A 15,900-nucleotide genomic window follows, 5' to 3' on the forward strand; every position below is an offset into this window, starting at 1 on the left:
ATGATGCTTATAAAAGGCTGGTTGCTCATTACTCGAAACTATTTATTGCATGGATAATATAATCTACAGATTTCTCCTCTAAAACCGGACTGATTGGAAGGCTTAGCACCTCATTGCTCAAAAGTTCTGTAACAGGGAATTTTAAATGGTTGTATTCCGGGTAACATTTTTGCAGATGCGGAGGAATAGGGTAATGAATAAGTGTCTGAATCCCCTTTTCTAATAGATATTTTTGAAGGCGATCCCTTTTAGTACTTCTTATGACATATAAATGCCATACGTGTTCCGTATCATTTTTATGAACTTGGGGTAAAATTATTTTAGGATTATTGATTTCACGAGTATACCGTTCAGCTATCTTTCTTCTGTTGCTATTTTCCTGATCAATGTATTTCAGTTTTATATTAAGAACCCCTGCTTGGATTTCATCTAGTCTGGAATTGAGGCCTTTATACAGATTAACGTATTTTTCATTGGAGCCATAGTTGGCAACTGCTCTTATGGCTGCTGCAAGTTCATCATCGTTAGTAGAAACAGCACCACCATCTCCTAAAGCTCCAAGATTTTTACCAGGATAAAAACTAAACCCTGCCGCATCACCCAGATTCCCTGTCTTAATATTGTTATATACAGCTCCAATAGCTTGCGCGTTATCTTCAATTAATTTTAGATTATGTTTTTTTATAAGTTCTGAAAGCTGTTCATTATACGCTACTTTACCATACAAATGAACAGTCATTATGCCTTTTGTACGAGAAGTAATAAGACTTTCCAATTCATTTATATTAATATTCTGGTTGTTAATATCAGGTTCTGCAAAAATAGGAATGAGGTTATTATCTGTAATTGCTAAAACAGAGGCGATATAAGTGTTGGCAGGAACAATGATCTCGTCACCTTCCTGAAAGATACCTAGCTCTATATATCCTCTTATGATTAATCGTAAAGCATCTAATCCATTAGCAACTCCAATGATGTGTTTTACACCAATGTAATTGGCTAAATTTTTTTCAAAAAGTTTTGTTTCTTCACCCTGAAGATACCAGCCACTTTGAAAAGTCTTTAGCAGACTGCTTTGAATCTCATCCTGGTGAAGCATATTTATTTTTTGTAATTCGAGAAACTTAATTTCCATAAATAGTAAAATATTTAGTCTTTTTAATTATTTTTTTTTGCTTGATCAATTCCAATGTAATTGAACTTTTATAAAAACCTTCTTTGTAATAAGATTGTGAATTATCTACTGCTATTACATTGGTTTTTAGTTTAGATAAATCCTGTTTCCAGTTGGGATATTCAACATCCATTTCCCATGATGCCCGGTTGGGAAAACTTGTATTAATAATATCAAGAATAGGTGAGCCAGGTAAAAAGATAACATGTTTATAGATCTTATTTATCTCCTCTGCTTCAGTCACATATTGATATTCATGTTCTGAAATCCATAAGCCTGAAATTGATTTAACGTTATTACTGAAAATATATTTTGAATTTATTAAACTATCTGATAGGTAGGTATATTTAATTCTAAATAATAAAAAAGAAGTCAAAGCCAGGCCCCATAAAAGTAAGAAAAATTGTTTCCTTTTTTCGATGAATTTATAAAGAAAAATGAATATAAAGAAAATAGGAGTATTGTATCCCCAGGAAATCGAAGAAGACCAGCCTAAAAATAAGAGCAGGAAAATAAAAGTGTTCCTGGGTTCATATTTTAAAAATAATACAACCATAATTAAGAATAATGAATGGATGCCGGAATATGTACCCTGATTAAAAAATGGAAATACGAGTAGAACCGGGAATGTAATCAGTAATAATGTCTCAATATATTTTTTATTAATTTTTATAAAGTAGAGTAAAAGTAGGATTAGAATAAAAATTATTGTTTTGATATTTTTATCAAAGAAATAGATTGCAATACTGTTCTCATAGAAGCCTGAAGAGGCAGAAGAATTGAAAATCTGATTAAAAAATATTTTAAAATTATCAATAATGTGGTATTGAAATAAAACGATAATTAGAAAAACAATGGATGGAATAGAAATGTAAAAATCCTTTTTATCAAATGTGAACTTTCGACTTAGATCTCTTAATATAATCAGTCCCATTGCAAGTCCGAAAATAAAAAAGGACTGTTTGGTAAAAGATGCAAAAATGATAAAAATAAGAGTGCTTAAATACCATTTCTTTTTATAAAAAAATAGGGAGACTATTGAAAAGAATATCCCATCAATAGTATGCCAAGGCATGATGGGAAAGGTATGAAGAAAACAAATTAGTAAAAAAACAGTTACCTGAAGGGAACTTCTATTAAAGATTATTTTCTGTATTAAATAGCATATAATAAAGCTTTGGACGATAACTAATATTCGGGAAATTAAGATTAGGTATTCAGATGTCAGAGGAAGGGCTTTTAACAAATAATCCCAAAAAACGATACTAAAGAAAGGCCTCACATAATCGAAATCTTTGTAAATGATCTGCCCTGATTTTATTCTACTCACCATAGAAAGCTGAAAACCTAAATCATACTGATTGATCGAGTATAATGAAATGAAAATAAGATACATCAACGAAAGAATCAGCATCCCGTTAGCATATTGCTTTCTATAGCTTTCTAATGATAAAGTTATGGATTTATACATTTCTTTATTTGCAGATGCGTTACAAGATTGTAAGCTTTTGCCAATCTTTGTATAATGAAATATTTAATTAATACTTTTTGCTTTTTTCGCAGGGTTCCCAAACCATGTTTCTCCTGCCGGTATATCTTTTGTTACAACACTTCCTGCTCCTATAACTGCATTTTCATGAATCGTTATTCCCGGAAGTATTGTTGCATTGGCTCCAATAGAAGCTCCTTTTTTAACAATGGTTTTTAATAAGATAAAATCTTTATTTTTTGAAACAGGATGTTTGTCATTGGTAAAAGTTACATTGGGACCTATAAACACATCATCTTCAATGGAGATTCCATCCCATATCTGTACACCAGGTTTTATAGTCACATTATTTCCTATAAAAACGTCATTTTCTATAAAGACATTATAATTGATATTACAGTTTTTACCAATTACAGCCTGGGCAAGTACAACGCAGTGTTGCCATATCATCGTGTTTTCTCCAATTGAGTTGCTTAAAACTTCTGCAGTAGGATGTATCTTTATCATAAATTTAATAATTGGTTCAACTGATTTGAAAAAGTTTCAATATCCAAATGATAGTTTTCATGAAAATCCTCACTTGTCTGAGGGTAAATATAAAAATATAAATCAAACTGCATTTCTTTTGCTAATGTGGAGAATACAGAAAAGTCTCCCCATACAGAGCTCAGCCAAATTAACCCTTTAGCATTTGGGTTTACAAAAAGAATATTAGTCCAGGCTGCACCACTTGGCCCAATAATATAATCTGCTTTATTGATTAAGAATATTTGTTCATGAATATTAAGCTCTTCAAAAAAGACCTCTTCAAAGCCAAATTTTTTAGCCTCTTCAAAAATTTCTTCTTCATTGTATTTCCTAAATTTGGATTTTCTTGAAATAAAAATTTTCTTTATGGGCTTTATTTCTACCCGGTTAATATCCAGATTCTCAAAACATGTATTTCGAAGATACTGTAAAGACTTTTTTGAAAATTTGGTAAAGCCAGCTTCATACTTTTCACTAGGTAGAATATTAGGTATTGTATAGTTCGGACTAGTGATATGCCATAATTTTTTAAAGTGATAATAATTTTCGTTGTTTAGAAATAATACTTTATAATCTTTTACAAAGAATGATAAGAGTTCCTTTAGATTCTCAATATTTTGAATTCCTTCATCTACAACAATTAACTTGTTTTTAGCTTCAGGAATATATGAGAAAAATTCTGTTTTAGAAAGAATCTCAGTAAAAAAATGATAGTAATTAAATGTAAACGTACCTCCTAAAAAAATAGCTTCGGAATCATAATATATACTTTTATGATTTTTAACTTTTGCCAGAGTTATTGCATGTTGAAGTAAATTAGATGTATTGTATACATAATGAATTCTATCATCATCATGCCATTTTTCATAAAAAATTTTTTCTTTTTTTATGTCCAGAAAATAGGTAGAATTGGGAATACAATATAAATCTTTAAGCCCTAAAATTTCAATTGTATTTAAAGGAGTTTTTATAGACTTTTGTGGATTAAGAAATGTTCTGGGTAAAAATATTTCAACTTCTTTCTTCTCTTGTACTTCAATCCTATCTGTAAAATATTCAGAGGGAAGAGACTCCAGAGGTATAAAGTCGGTTACTAATCTTTTTGCTTTTCTGAAAAAAGACTTGAAATAATATTTTTTTCTTAATGAAGAAAGTTGTTTTTCTAGGTTTTCAATTGGTTTCCTTACGTCCATATCCTAAAAATTCAGAATATTCTCTAATATAATCTTTTTCATCATACTCAATACTTGCGACACACACCTGCACTGCATTATGGCTATATTTCATATCTCTCCAGCACATTTTAGGAATATAAAGCCCCATATTCGGTCTATCTAAAACAAATGTTTCTTTTTTTCCAGAAAGTAGCTCAGTTGTTACTTCTATTTTTCCTGAAACAGCAATAAGAATTTGCTGGAGGTCAAAATGAGAATGCCCTCCTCTCTCTACTTCTTCCGGCGTAAAGTAGGTCCAATATATTCTCTTTGGAACAAACGGAAGGTTTTCATTTTCTGCTACCGAGATGTATCCTAAAGCTGGAGCTCCAATTTTTGGAAACTCTATCAGGAAAGGCAATGTATAATCTGTCATATAATTTCTTTATAATAATCAATGGTTTTCGTAACCATTTTATCAATACAAAATTCAGTTTCTATTAATGTTCTGGCATTGAATGATATGGTGTTTTTTAGATTGTTATCTTCGAAAAGAAGACTTATTTTTTCATGAAAATTATCTTCATTAGCAATAAGTCCATTCACTGAATCTTTTATAATTTCTTTAAAAGAGTCTATCTCAGAACATATCACAGGCTTTTGTATAGCCATTACTTCCAGCAAAGATAAACTAAAATTTTCACCTTTTGAAGGAAAACAAACGACTTCAGCTTTATTAATAAGTTCTACAATTTCCTGACTGCTCTTATTTCCATAGAATGTGATTGAGTTTTCTATGTCTGAACTCCTGATATTTTGTGAGATGGTCGCTGGATAGTGATTAGGGTTTCCTATAAAGTGTAACGTAGCTTCAGGATATCTCTCTTTTATTTTAATAAATGAATTGAGAAGAGTGTCGGCTCCTTTTTCATAAGATACATTACCTAGAAAAAAAATAGACTTAGGTAGTAACGTAGTATTTTGAATAGGTGCGTAAAACTTTTCGTCAACACCATTATAAATCAATTTAGGATTCTGAATTTGAAAAAGATTTTTGTTGATTTTTTCATTGTATTGTGAGATGGTAATAATATTTTTAGAAATATTAAAAGCTAGTTTTTCACAATAGATTCTTCCTTTAGATACATTTTTGTAACCAAAATATGTTTTTAGAACATTCCATGAACCATGGCATCTGATTGCATAAGGAATTTGAGTAGGAATAGAAAGTGCCATACCTTCAAAATCGTGCGTTTCAGCTACGTCAAAATGATAATTGTTCTTTTGACTCCAGTTCTTTATTCTTTTAGAAATTATTTCTTTTTCCAGTTTATATAGATTGAAATGCCAGCTTTTTAAAAAGCTGAATCGACCTGTAAAAGATCTTAAAAGTTCGAGAAAAGGATTTGCTTTGAAAATATCTTTAATCGAATGGATCTTTACCCCTTCCTCTTCAATATCAAAGTTCTTTTTTGAAATTAAAAAAACATTGACACTTATCCCTCTTTTTACTAACTCTGATGATAGATTTTTATAAAAAACACCTGTTCCTCCTACTTTTGGGTAGGCAGAACATTTAAATTCCCTGGTAAGGATCAATACTCTTTTGATTTTTTTCATTGTTGCTGATCCAATTTAAAAACACGATCGACCCAGTTGTCAAGTGTGTAATAATAATAAATCTCATCAGGAATCTTTTCATAAGGCTGTTCAAAAAAGTGTCTGGTAAGATTACTGCATGTTTCATCCAGAACTAAGATATTATTTGGATTATAAAAATCATAATCTTTAATAAGCTCATTGTCTGTGATTATTTTTTTTTCTAAAGCCATTGCCTCAAAAACCCTGAAGCTTAAGCCATGCTGATTTTCACGGGTTAAGTCCAGTAATGCTTTTGAATTTTTATAATAGCGTGGGAGGTTTTTATGACAGATTTTTTTAATACTAAAGATTACTGAAAGATTTTCAGGAACACTGATAAACAGATTCTTTAATTGATGTTTCCAGCTCTTTTTCCCTATAATCATAATTTCAAACTTTAAGCCCAGGGCAATTAATTTCTTAGCCAATAGCTTAATATAAGAAACTCTTTTATTATCATATGAGGTAATGTAGAAAAGATCCATCGTAGGATTTTGATTTTCCTTAGAGACATGATCCAGATAGATGTAATTGGTTAGTTTTTCAAAGCCATGCTTTTCAATATCTGTAATATCAAACGAGAAAACTTTATCAAACAGAGATAGCTTATCACTCTCTACAGGAAACCTTTCAAGACTATCATAAAGATAGGTGATCAGTTTTTCAGTGTATGTTTTTATTTTCTCTAAGGTAGAAATGTCAAATGCATCAGGATTTAAAACTAAAATTTGATCCTGGTGGTCTAATTCGTCCAGAGAATCTAAAACGAATTTTTGTCTTTTTTCTGTCTTTAGATTTTTGTTCAGGAAAACCTTACTGATTGCGTTAGTAGCCCGTTCCTGAAAATTTGAATGGGTAACATCAGCAATTTTAATATGATGAGCATCAATACCTTTTCTGCATAGTGCATCTACAATATGTTTGTCATAACCCCAAAAATCATAACTAATTACACAAATCTTCATCCAACTAATTTTGTTCCTTTTTTAGCGATTCGTAAGTTTCAAACACACTCAGTGCTTGTAGATAAGAAAGCTGGTAGCCTTCTTTTCCGTCTAAAACTCCCAATCTCATAATATAAGCTTTGAAAAATTTGAATGCTGTCTTGGAATATTGAGTTAATTTACTGAATTTTTTCCCTTTTAAAGCAAGTTCTTGGCCTTTCAAAACTCCATAATGAATCATCTTTTTCTTGTAAGACTCATAATCTGAAACGGAAAAATGCAACAGTTTATTTTTCATTTCTCCGATTCTTCCCTCAACCTTCAATGTTTCATGAACTTTTTTTTCAGCAATATATCTTGCTTTTGATTTTCTGAAAAGTCTGAAATTTTTATCAGTCTGTGTTCCTGAATAATTGATAGGTTTATCTGCAAAAAAGAATTTCCTGTAGAAATAATAGGCGTCTTTTTTATCAGTTTTATTAAGTTCTTCAACTATTTCACTTCTCAATTGAGGAGTTATTCTCTCATCACCATCCAAAAATAATGCCCAATCGTTTCTGGCATTGTCTAAAGCTAAGTTTCTTTGCTTGGTAAAATCTTCAAATTTATTCTGAATAATTTTCACATTGGGAAACGTTTTAGCAATCTCTAAAGTTTTGTCCGTGCTAAAAGAATCAATGATAACAATTTCATCACAAAAATCAAAACATTCGAGTACTTCCCGAATGTTTTTTTCTTCGTTGTATGTTATAATTAAGCCACTTACTTTTTCAGTGAGTTCAGGCATATTTATTTTTTGAAATCTAAAATAGTTTTTTCTATAATTTTTACACAATCAAGCAATTGCTCTTCTGTAATAACCAATGGTGGAGCAAGTCTTATAATGTTTCCGTGAGTAGGCTTTGCCAATAATCCGTTTTCTTTTAATTTTAAACAAAGATTCCAGGCAGTAGAACTATCGGGTGTATCGTTAATTAAAATGGCATTTAGTAAACCCTTTCCTCTTACTTTGGTAATAAGATCTGATTTCTCGATCAGTTTTTCAATTTCACTTCTGAAAAGCTTCCCTAGTTGTTCTGCTTTTTCAGATAATTTTTCATCAGCTACAACATCTAGAGCGGCTACAGCTACAGCACATGCTATTGGATTTCCTCCAAATGTAGAACCATGCTGTCCGGGTTTAATCACATTCATGACAGAATCATTTGCCAATACAGCTGAAACAGGATACATCCCTCCTGAAAGTGCTTTTCCTAAAATTAAGATATCCGGTTGTACATTTTCGTGATGGCAGGCAATTAATTTACCTGTTCTTGCAATACCTGTTTGTACTTCGTCTGCAATGAAAAGAACGTTATGCTTTTTACATAAATCAGATGCTTGCTTCAAGAAACCTTCGTCAGGAACATAAACTCCGGCTTCGCCCTGAATAGGTTCAACCAAAAATGCAGCAATATCCTGAGCTTCATTAGTTAAAACTTTTTCTAATGCAGCAATGTCATTGTAAGGAATTTTAATAAACCCAGGTGTAAAAGGTCCATAATTCTGGTTAGCATCCGGATCGTTTGAGAAAGAAACAATCGTTGTTGTTCTTCCGTGGAAATTATTTTCACAAACAATAATCTTTGCTGCATTCTCAGCAATTCCTTTTACTTCATAACTCCATTTTCTGGCTAGCTTTACAGCCGTTTCTACGGCTTCAGCTCCCGAGTTCATAGGTAATACCTTGTCAAAACCGAAAAGATTTTTGATTTTCTTTTCATATTCGCCTAGATTGGAATTATAAAACGCTCTTGAAGTTAAAGCTAATTTTTTAGCTTGATTAACTAAAGCCTCAACGATTTTAGGATGAGAATGCCCTTGGTTTACAGCAGAATAAGCTGAAAGAAAATCATAATATTTTTTACCTTCCACATCCCAAACAAAAATGCCTTCACCACGGTCTAAAACTACCGGAAGAGGGTGGTAATTATGTGCTCCATGCTTGTCTTCTAGGTCAATAAAATACTGTGAATTTTTTGCTGTTTCTACTGTTGACATATTTTTTGGTTTTGTACAAAGTTAATAATTTAATATGATAAGACATAAAATAAAAAACTACCTCAGAATGAGGTAGTTTCATGATTTTATTTAATAAAATAACCTTAATGGTTATCATATTTTTTATCCATAACGAAGCTTTCCATAAATTTCGTTGTGTAGTTTCCGGAAAGATAATCCTCATTATCCATCAATTGCCTGTGGAAAGGGATCGTTGTTTTTACTCCTTCGATATAGAATTCTTCTAAAGCACGTCTCATTTTTGCAATAGCTTCCTCACGGGTCTGAGCAGTCGTGATTAATTTTGCAATCATGGAATCATAATTAGACGGAATGGTATATCCTGAATAAACGTGAGTATCTACTCTGATTCCGTGTCCGCCAGGGATATTTAATCCTGTTATTTTTCCAGGAGATGGTCTGAAATCAGCATAAGGATCCTCTGCATTGATTCTACATTCAATCGAATGTAATTTAGGATAATAATTGATTCCTGAAATCGGAGTTCCTGCAGCAAGGAGGATTTGTTCTCTGATCAGATCATAATCAATAACCTGTTCAGTAATAGGATGCTCAACCTGAATTCTTGTATTCATTTCCATGAAGTAGAAATTTCTGTGCTTATCTACTAAGAATTCAATCGTTCCTACACCTTCATATCCAATAAATTCAGCTGCTTTTACTGCTGCTTCACCCATTTTTTCACGAAGTTCGTCAGTCATAAACGGAGAAGGAGTTTCTTCCGTTAATTTTTGGTTTCTTCTTTGTACAGAACAGTCTCTTTCAGAAAGGTGACAAGCTTTACCGTATTGATCTCCCGCTACCTGGATTTCAATGTGTCTAGGTTCTTCAATCAGTTTTTCCATGTACATACCTCCGTTTCCGAAAGCAGCAACGGCTTCTTGGATAGCAGACTCCCAGTGATCTTTAAGGTCTTCAGCTTTCCAAACAGCTCTCATTCCTTTTCCACCACCACCTGCAGTAGCTTTAATCATTACAGGATATCCTGTTTCCTCAGCAACTTTTAAAGCATGTTCATAAGATTCAATCAAACCATCTGAACCTGGTACACAAGGTACACCGGCAGCTTTCATTGTTGCTTTGGCATTGGCTTTATCTCCCATTTTTTCAATCTGTTCAGGAGAGGCACCAATAAATTTGATTCCATTTTTCTGACAGATTCTTGAGAAGTTAGCATTTTCAGATAAGAATCCATAACCCGGATGAATTGCGTCTGCATTTGTAATTTCTGCAGCGGCAATGATATTAGGGATTTTTAAATAGGAGTCTTTACTCATTGCAGGACCAATACAAACTGCTTCATCCGCAAATCTTACGTGAAGACTATCTTTGTCTGCAGTAGAGTATACTGCAACGGTTTTGATCCCCATTTCTTTGCAAGTACGAAGAATACGCATTGCAATTTCGCCACGATTGGCTATTAATATTTTTTTGAACATCTTCTTAAATTTGAAAATTAGATAATTTGAAAATTAGATAATGTTATTTGAATGCAGGATAAGATCCGGCATCTAACGTCTAACATCTAATTTCTAAATTAAGATGGATCTACTAAGAATAAAGGTTGATCGTATTCTACCGGTGTTGCATCGTCAACTAATATTTTAACGATTTTTCCACTGATTTCAGATTCTATCTGGTTGAATAATTTCATTGCTTCAATTACACAAACAATTTTACCATTAGATACTTCATCACCTACATTTACAAAAACGTCTTTGTCTGGAGATGGTTTTCTGTAGAACGTTCCAATCATTGGAGATTTAATCGTTACATACTTACTGTCATCAGAAGCCGGTTCAGCTTTCTCAGTAGAAGTTGGAGCAACGGGAGCTGGTGCAGGAGCTGCTGTTTGCTGCGGTGCAGTATGGTAAACTGCAGGCTGTGCATAGTTTACTTCGCTTCCTGCTAATGGAGTTTTAATAGTGATTTCGAAATCTTTAGTTTTGTACTTCACTTCTGAAACTTCAGCTTTAGATACAAACTTAATAAGATTTTGTATGTCTTTAATGTCCATAAATTTGATATTTGATTTTGAGCCAAAGATACCAAAAAAACACAAAAAACAACAAAAAACCGCCTAATTTTATCAAAATTGGGCGGTTTTTGTATTAAAATAAGGCTTTTTTGAAATGTTACCTCTTAGTTTTCTTCAGTAGTTTCAACTGTTTTTTCCAATACTACTTTACCTCTGTAGTAAAGTTTTCCTTCATGCCAGTGAGCTCTGTGGTAAAGGTGAAGTTCACCTGTCGTTGCATCTTTAGCTAACTGAGGAACTACAGCTTTGTAATGAGTTCTTCTCTTATCTCTTCTTGTGGACGATTGTCTTCTCTTTGGATGTGCCATTTTGTAATAACTTTTTTAATTTGATGAGCGATGAGATTTTTTTCATCATCTCATCATATTTAAATTATTTTAATTTTTATCTTTTAATTTTTTAAGTGCCTCCCATCGTGGGTCACTTTCGGGTTCTTTTTCTTCAGTTTCTTCAATATTTTTAGGACTGAATTGATCAAGAATTGCTAAATCTTCATCGCTTACGTTAGGAGATACTTTTTTCATAGGAATGGAAAGCATCACATTTTCGTAAATTAATTGTGCGACATTGAAGGCATGATCTGTACTTAGAATCGTGATAACATTTTCGTCACTATCATCATATTCTTCTCCAAATTTTACCAACACGCTGATTTCGTTTTCAATGGGATGATTGAATTCATCGTTTGTGATATCACAAACCAATTCTACTATTCCATCTATCTTTATTTCAAATTCTAAAAAAGTAGTATGCTTATCCAGTAAGACATCTACTGCTATTTTAGGATTTGTAAATTCTTGCTCAGTGTCAAATAATTGAAAGAACGATTGGTCTATCTCAAATTTGAACTTATGCTTGCCGTTTTTTAATCCGGAAAAGCTTACGTCGTAGTTTCTTAACTTGTCCATAAAATGAGTGTGCAAAAATATGCATTTTTTTTTTAATTACAAATAAATTTTCAAACAAATTGATTTAAAATTTGTCAGAATTATTTAAGCATCAGTTTCATCGGGAAGATCTTCGTCAATTCCATTGTCCACAACCATTTTTCTAGGCTGCAGTCGGTTGCTCATAAGATCATTGTATTCGCTTCTATTTTTGAAAATCTTAATCGCGGCGAAAATTGCTTCGGTAAAACTCTGCTCATCCGCTATATTTTTTCCGGCAATATCATAGGCAACCCCATGGTCGGGAGAAGTTCTGATGAATGGAAGTCCTGCGGTATAATTAACGCCTTCTTCATATGCTAATGTTTTGAACGGAGCAAGACCCTGGTCGTGATACATTGCTAAAACAGCATCAAAGTTCTTATATTTAGCCGGCTGGAAGAAACTGTCAGCAGGGAATGGGCCAAAAGCCAGGATTCCATTATCTGAAAGTTCTTTGATAGCAGGTTCTATAATTTCAATTTCTTCACTACCGATTACACCACCATCTCCTGAGTGAGGGTTTAAGCCCAGAACTGCGATTTTGGGTTTAGAGATACAGAAGTCTTCAATTAATGTTTGATTTAAAGCTTTGATCTGTTTTTTGATTTTCTCCTTAGAAATATTTTCAGCCACTTTCGCAATAGGAATGTGATGGGTAGAAACGGCAACTTTTAAATCATCAGTTACTAAGAACATCAATCCTTTTTTGTTAAATTTCTCTTCAAAATATCCTGTATGACCAGCATGCTTAAAGCCCATTTTAACCATTTCGTCCTTATTGATAGGAGCGGTTACCAGAACATCAATTTCGCCTTTTATTAAAGCTTCGGTAGCAGCTTCCAGTGAAGCTATTGCCATTTTGGTAGATTCTTCTGTTGGAACTCCCAATTCTACATTAGAATTGTCCTTAGCAAGGTTTACCATATTCAGTTTTCCTGCTTGAGCCTGCGAAGCTTCATTAATATAATTGAAATTTAAATTCAGTTTGAAAATATTTTTCTGGTATGTGAATAGTTTCCCGGATCCGAAGATTACGGGAGTGAAGAAATCTGTAATAGTTTTGTCTTTCAAAGATTTCATAATGATTTCAGGGCCGATGCCATTGAAATCACCGATTGAAATTCCTACTCGTACTTTATAGTTTTTTGGACTCATTTTGATTATCTTTGAAGATTATAATTTTACAAATTTAGCAAAAAATAATATGTTCACAGGAATTATTGAAGCAGTTGGAGTTGTTGAGAAAATTGAGAGAAAAGGAAGTAATATCGATTTTACTTTAACATGCCCTTTTACCAATGAATTGAAAATAGATCAAAGTGTGGCTCATAGCGGTTGTTGTCTAACAGTTGTGGAAATTAAAAATGACCAATATGTTGTTACCGCTATTAACGAAACACTGGAAAAGACCAATCTAGGAAAATGGGAGATCGGATCAATGGTGAATCTTGAGCGTTGTATGAAGATGGACGGAAGATTAGACGGCCATATTGTTCAGGGACACGTTGATAAAACCGGAGAGGTTGTAGGAATTGAGAATAAAGACGGAAGTTATTTTGTCACGATTAAGTATGATAGTGACGGAGATTTTGTAACCGTTCCTCAAGGTTCTATTACTCTTAACGGTATAAGTTTAACCGTAGCAAAAAGTGAAGGCTTTCAGTTTTCAGTAGCCATTATCCCATATACCTGGGAGTTTACCAATATGCAACATTTAAAAATAGGAGATAAAGTAAATCTTGAATTTGATATAATTGGTAAGTATATTGCTAGGTTAATTAATAAACAGAATGGCAATAAGTAAGTATAAAGGATATAGCTTAAGAAATCGGGTCTTTTTCGGTTTCTTGTTGGTATGTTTTTTAAGTGTTGTTGCTTCTTCCCTCGTTCCATACTTTGTTTTGAGAAATAATTCCCTACAGCAAAGTAAAATAGACATGCAGGAAAAGACCAGTGCCGTTATGAGGTTTCTGGATTATGCAGTCAGTCGGACTATTCTTGAAACCAAAGATTTACCTCAGGTTTTAGGAAATAAAATTTTCGAGATTGCGGATATCAACCAGCATGATATTGTTATTTATGATCTGAAAGGGCATTATCTACTTTCTAACAAAGATGAAGGCTTGATTACTCAAAAGTCGATCCCTGTAGATATCGTCAATAGAATATTGACGACTGATGCAAGGGTAGATATCAGAGGGTATGATCAGGCTAAAGATGCTGTGTTTACTTCTTCTTATATGGTTTTGAAAAATAATGTTTTAGAACCTATAGGAATAGTCTATATCCCGCTTTACCATAATGAGTCTGCTTATCTTGAAGTACTCCATAAGTATGTGAAGTATATTCTTTTAGTTGACTTCTTTCTCATTATATTCAGTATCTGGATAAGTTGGGTTACTTCTAACAGTCTGGCAAAAAATATCACCAAATTCTCTGATATGATTACCCGTATTACATTGTTTGAAAATGAGATGCGTCCTATCAGATACTATAAAAATGATGAATTAAATGCTCTGGCAAGAGCATATAACAGAATGATTCTTCAGATTCAGGATCAAAAAGAAAGATTGCGTTTTAAAGCTTCGGAAGAAGCTTGGAGAGAAATGGCCAAACAGGTTGCTCATGAGGTGAAAAATCCTTTGACTCCCATGAAGCTTACTATTCAGAATTTTGAAAGAAAATTTGATCCGCAGGATCCTAATGTAACAGAAAGAGTGAAGTTGATGAGCAAGACGATGGTAGATCAGATTGATTTGATCGCTACTGTAGCATCAGCTTTTTCCGAGTTTGCCAAGCTGCCTGAAAAAAATAATGAAGTGATTAATCTTAACGCTGAAGTAGAAGATATTCTACGTGTGTTTAGTGATGATAGTGTTTTTGTTCATTCCAATAAAAACAATATTATGATTAATATGGATAAGATTTATCTTTCCAGGATTATTACCAATCTAGTGACTAATGCGAAACAAGCGCAGAGTGATGATCGGAAGTTAATTATTAATGTTGATATTGAGCAGCATCAGAGAAGGGTGATGATCTCTGTACAAGATAATGGAGTAGGTATTCCTGATAATATGTATGAAAGGATTTTTGAGCCTAATTTTACCTCAAAAAATAGTGGAATGGGCCTTGGTCTGTCTATGGTTAGAAAGATGGTGGAGGATTATAAGGGTGAAATTTCTGTGAAATCAGAAATCGGGAAAGGTTCTACATTTACGATTACGTTACCTACCAATTTATAGTGAAACCTTTTAGATTTAAACAATTTGATATTCATCAGTCCCCAAACGTTTTCAGAGTAGGGACTGATGGTGTTCTACTTGGTGCTCTTGCAAATATCTCCGGGGCTGAGAAAGTTTTGGAAGTAGGTACTGGGACGGGATTGATTAGTCTTATGCTGGCTCAGAGAAACCCTCAGGCAGAATTCCTGGGTTTGGATATTCAAGAGGAGGCAGTGAATTTAACCAAAAATAATTTTGAAAATTCAGTTTTTGCCAGTAGGTTAAAGAATAGATATCAGGATTTTAAAACCTTTGATACAAAAGAAAAATTTGATTGTATAGTCTCCAATCCGCCTTACTTTGAAGAATCTTCCTCTGATAAAGATAAAATCGCAAGACAAACAATTGAGCTTAATTTTAGACAACTAATTTTAAAATCCTCAGTTCTTCTTTCTCAAAATGGAGTTTTCTCAGTGATCATCCCAGCTGAAGTAGGTTTCGAATTTAATAAGATTGCGGAAGAATACAATTTGTTTCTCAATAGAAGAATTCATATTAAAGGAATTGAAAACTCAAAAACAAAAAGATTGATATTGGAATTTTCTTTCTATGAAAAAAATGTAGAAGAGTTTGACTTTGTAATAGAAAAAAGTCCGAGAGTATACTCGGACCAATATCTTGAACTCACAAAAGAGTTTCATATTTTTAGTAAATAGAA

General features: G+C 32.9%; 17 protein-coding genes. 3 read left to right on the forward strand and 14 right to left on the reverse strand.

Features of this window, described 5'->3' with window-relative positions:
• Positions 1–28: 28 nt before the first annotated feature.
• From CJF12_RS16355 to pdxA, 14 genes are all read right to left on the reverse strand, one after another.
• Positions 29–1,135 (reverse strand): DegT/DnrJ/EryC1/StrS family aminotransferase, encoded by a 1,107-nt coding sequence (locus tag CJF12_RS16355; protein WP_034681026.1) that lies wholly within the window; start codon positions 1,133–1,135, stop codon positions 29–31.
• The gene (locus CJF12_RS16360; RefSeq protein WP_034681030.1) at positions 1,125–2,645 is read right to left on the reverse strand and encodes a hypothetical protein; all 1,521 of its coding nucleotides are present in this window, start codon (positions 2,643–2,645) and stop codon (positions 1,125–1,127) included. Before CJF12_RS16360 ends, CJF12_RS16355 begins: the two co-directional genes overlap by 11 nt.
• A gap of 63 nt (positions 2,646–2,708) precedes the next feature.
• Positions 2,709–3,170: an N-acetyltransferase gene (locus tag CJF12_RS16365; RefSeq protein WP_034681033.1), complete on the reverse strand. Its 462-nt coding sequence runs from the start codon at positions 3,168–3,170 to the stop codon at positions 2,709–2,711.
• Entirely contained in the window at positions 3,167–4,384 is a 1,218-nt protein-coding gene (locus tag CJF12_RS16370; RefSeq protein WP_034681034.1) for a glycosyltransferase family 61 protein, read from the reverse strand. The genes CJF12_RS16365 and CJF12_RS16370 overlap by 4 nt, the downstream gene beginning before the upstream one ends.
• Positions 4,362–4,781: a sugar 3,4-ketoisomerase gene (locus CJF12_RS16375; protein WP_034681036.1), complete on the reverse strand. Its 420-nt coding sequence runs from the start codon at positions 4,779–4,781 to the stop codon at positions 4,362–4,364. Before CJF12_RS16375 ends, CJF12_RS16370 begins: the two co-directional genes overlap by 23 nt.
• Positions 4,778–5,965 carry a glycosyltransferase family 4 protein gene (locus CJF12_RS16380; protein WP_034681037.1) on the reverse strand — a complete coding sequence of 396 codons (1,188 nt, stop codon included), beginning with the start codon at positions 5,963–5,965 and terminating at the stop codon, positions 4,778–4,780. Before CJF12_RS16380 ends, CJF12_RS16375 begins: the two co-directional genes overlap by 4 nt.
• A complete protein-coding gene (locus tag CJF12_RS16385) occupies positions 5,962–6,951 on the reverse strand; it encodes a glycosyltransferase family protein (RefSeq protein ID WP_034681038.1) in 990 nt (329 codons plus the stop codon). The genes CJF12_RS16380 and CJF12_RS16385 overlap by 4 nt, the downstream gene beginning before the upstream one ends.
• A 4-nt stretch (positions 6,952–6,955) precedes the next feature.
• Positions 6,956–7,717, reverse strand: coding sequence for a glycosyltransferase family 2 protein (locus CJF12_RS16390; protein ID WP_034681589.1), 762 nt, complete (start codon positions 7,715–7,717; stop codon positions 6,956–6,958).
• 2 nt (positions 7,718–7,719) lie between these two features.
• A complete protein-coding gene (gene rocD, locus CJF12_RS16395) occupies positions 7,720–8,970 on the reverse strand; it encodes an ornithine--oxo-acid transaminase (RefSeq protein ID WP_034681041.1) in 1,251 nt (416 codons plus the stop codon).
• Between the two features lie 104 nt (positions 8,971–9,074).
• The gene (gene accC / locus CJF12_RS16400) at positions 9,075–10,430 is read right to left on the reverse strand and encodes an acetyl-CoA carboxylase biotin carboxylase subunit (protein ID WP_034681043.1); all 1,356 of its coding nucleotides are present in this window, start codon (positions 10,428–10,430) and stop codon (positions 9,075–9,077) included.
• Between the two features lie 98 nt (positions 10,431–10,528).
• Positions 10,529–11,008, reverse strand: a complete 480-nt coding sequence (gene accB, locus CJF12_RS16405) for an acetyl-CoA carboxylase biotin carboxyl carrier protein (RefSeq protein ID WP_034681044.1) — start codon at positions 11,006–11,008, stop codon at positions 10,529–10,531.
• Positions 11,009–11,133: 125 nt separating this feature from the next.
• Entirely contained in the window at positions 11,134–11,337 is a 204-nt protein-coding gene (gene rpmF / locus CJF12_RS16410) for a 50S ribosomal protein L32 (RefSeq protein WP_034681046.1), read from the reverse strand.
• Between the two features lie 69 nt (positions 11,338–11,406).
• Entirely contained in the window at positions 11,407–11,937 is a 531-nt protein-coding gene (locus CJF12_RS16415) for a YceD family protein (protein ID WP_034681048.1), read from the reverse strand.
• A gap of 84 nt (positions 11,938–12,021) precedes the next feature.
• Positions 12,022–13,113: a 4-hydroxythreonine-4-phosphate dehydrogenase PdxA gene (gene pdxA / locus CJF12_RS16420; protein WP_034681051.1), complete on the reverse strand. Its 1,092-nt coding sequence runs from the start codon at positions 13,111–13,113 to the stop codon at positions 12,022–12,024.
• A 49-nt stretch (positions 13,114–13,162) separates the two neighbouring features.
• Here pdxA and CJF12_RS16425 point away from each other — a divergent pair, with 49 nt between their 5' ends.
• Genes CJF12_RS16425 through CJF12_RS16435 form a run of 3 tightly spaced genes read left to right on the forward strand, consistent with a single transcriptional unit; the run spans position 13,163 to position 15,898 of the window.
• A complete protein-coding gene (locus CJF12_RS16425) occupies positions 13,163–13,762 on the forward strand; it encodes a riboflavin synthase (protein WP_034681592.1) in 600 nt (199 codons plus the stop codon).
• Complete coding sequence (locus CJF12_RS16430; RefSeq protein ID WP_034681053.1) at positions 13,749–15,203, forward strand: sensor histidine kinase; 1,455 nt, start codon at positions 13,749–13,751, stop codon at positions 15,201–15,203. The genes CJF12_RS16425 and CJF12_RS16430 overlap by 14 nt, the downstream gene beginning before the upstream one ends.
• Entirely contained in the window at positions 15,203–15,898 is a 696-nt protein-coding gene (locus CJF12_RS16435) for a tRNA1(Val) (adenine(37)-N6)-methyltransferase (RefSeq protein ID WP_034681055.1), read from the forward strand. The genes CJF12_RS16430 and CJF12_RS16435 overlap by 1 nt, the downstream gene beginning before the upstream one ends.
• Positions 15,899–15,900: the final 2 nt, after the last annotated feature.

The sequence above is a fragment of the Chryseobacterium piperi genome (genome assembly GCF_002285635.2).
Classification (GTDB): Bacteria; Bacteroidota; Bacteroidia; order Flavobacteriales; family Weeksellaceae; genus Chryseobacterium; species Chryseobacterium piperi.

Coding starts and splice junctions, on each gene's coding strand:
- CJF12_RS16390 (WP_034681589.1), bottom strand. CDS start 7,717: ATGCCTGAACTCACTGAAAAAGTAAGTGGCTTAATTATAACATACAAC.
- CJF12_RS16365 (WP_034681033.1), bottom strand. CDS start 3,170: ATGATAAAGATACATCCTACTGCAGAAGTTTTAAGCAACTCAATTGGA.
- rpmF (WP_034681046.1), bottom strand. CDS start 11,337: ATGGCACATCCAAAGAGAAGACAATCGTCCACAAGAAGAGATAAGAGA.
- accB (WP_034681044.1), bottom strand. CDS start 11,008: ATGGACATTAAAGACATACAAAATCTTATTAAGTTTGTATCTAAAGCT.
- CJF12_RS16430 (WP_034681053.1), top strand. CDS start 13,749: ATGGCAATAAGTAAGTATAAAGGATATAGCTTAAGAAATCGGGTCTTT.
- rocD (WP_034681041.1), bottom strand. CDS start 8,970: ATGTCAACAGTAGAAACAGCAAAAAATTCACAGTATTTTATTGACCTA.
- CJF12_RS16375 (WP_034681036.1), bottom strand. CDS start 4,781: ATGACAGATTATACATTGCCTTTCCTGATAGAGTTTCCAAAAATTGGA.
- pdxA (WP_034681051.1), bottom strand. CDS start 13,113: ATGAGTCCAAAAAACTATAAAGTACGAGTAGGAATTTCAATCGGTGAT.
- accC (WP_034681043.1), bottom strand. CDS start 10,430: ATGTTCAAAAAAATATTAATAGCCAATCGTGGCGAAATTGCAATGCGT.
- CJF12_RS16385 (WP_034681038.1), bottom strand. CDS start 6,951: ATGAAGATTTGTGTAATTAGTTATGATTTTTGGGGTTATGACAAACAT.
- CJF12_RS16355 (WP_034681026.1), bottom strand. CDS start 1,135: ATGGAAATTAAGTTTCTCGAATTACAAAAAATAAATATGCTTCACCAG.
- CJF12_RS16360 (WP_034681030.1), bottom strand. CDS start 2,645: ATGTATAAATCCATAACTTTATCATTAGAAAGCTATAGAAAGCAATAT.
- CJF12_RS16425 (WP_034681592.1), top strand. CDS start 13,163: ATGTTCACAGGAATTATTGAAGCAGTTGGAGTTGTTGAGAAAATTGAG.
- CJF12_RS16370 (WP_034681034.1), bottom strand. CDS start 4,384: ATGGACGTAAGGAAACCAATTGAAAACCTAGAAAAACAACTTTCTTCA.
- CJF12_RS16415 (WP_034681048.1), bottom strand. CDS start 11,937: ATGGACAAGTTAAGAAACTACGACGTAAGCTTTTCCGGATTAAAAAAC.
- CJF12_RS16380 (WP_034681037.1), bottom strand. CDS start 5,965: ATGAAAAAAATCAAAAGAGTATTGATCCTTACCAGGGAATTTAAATGT.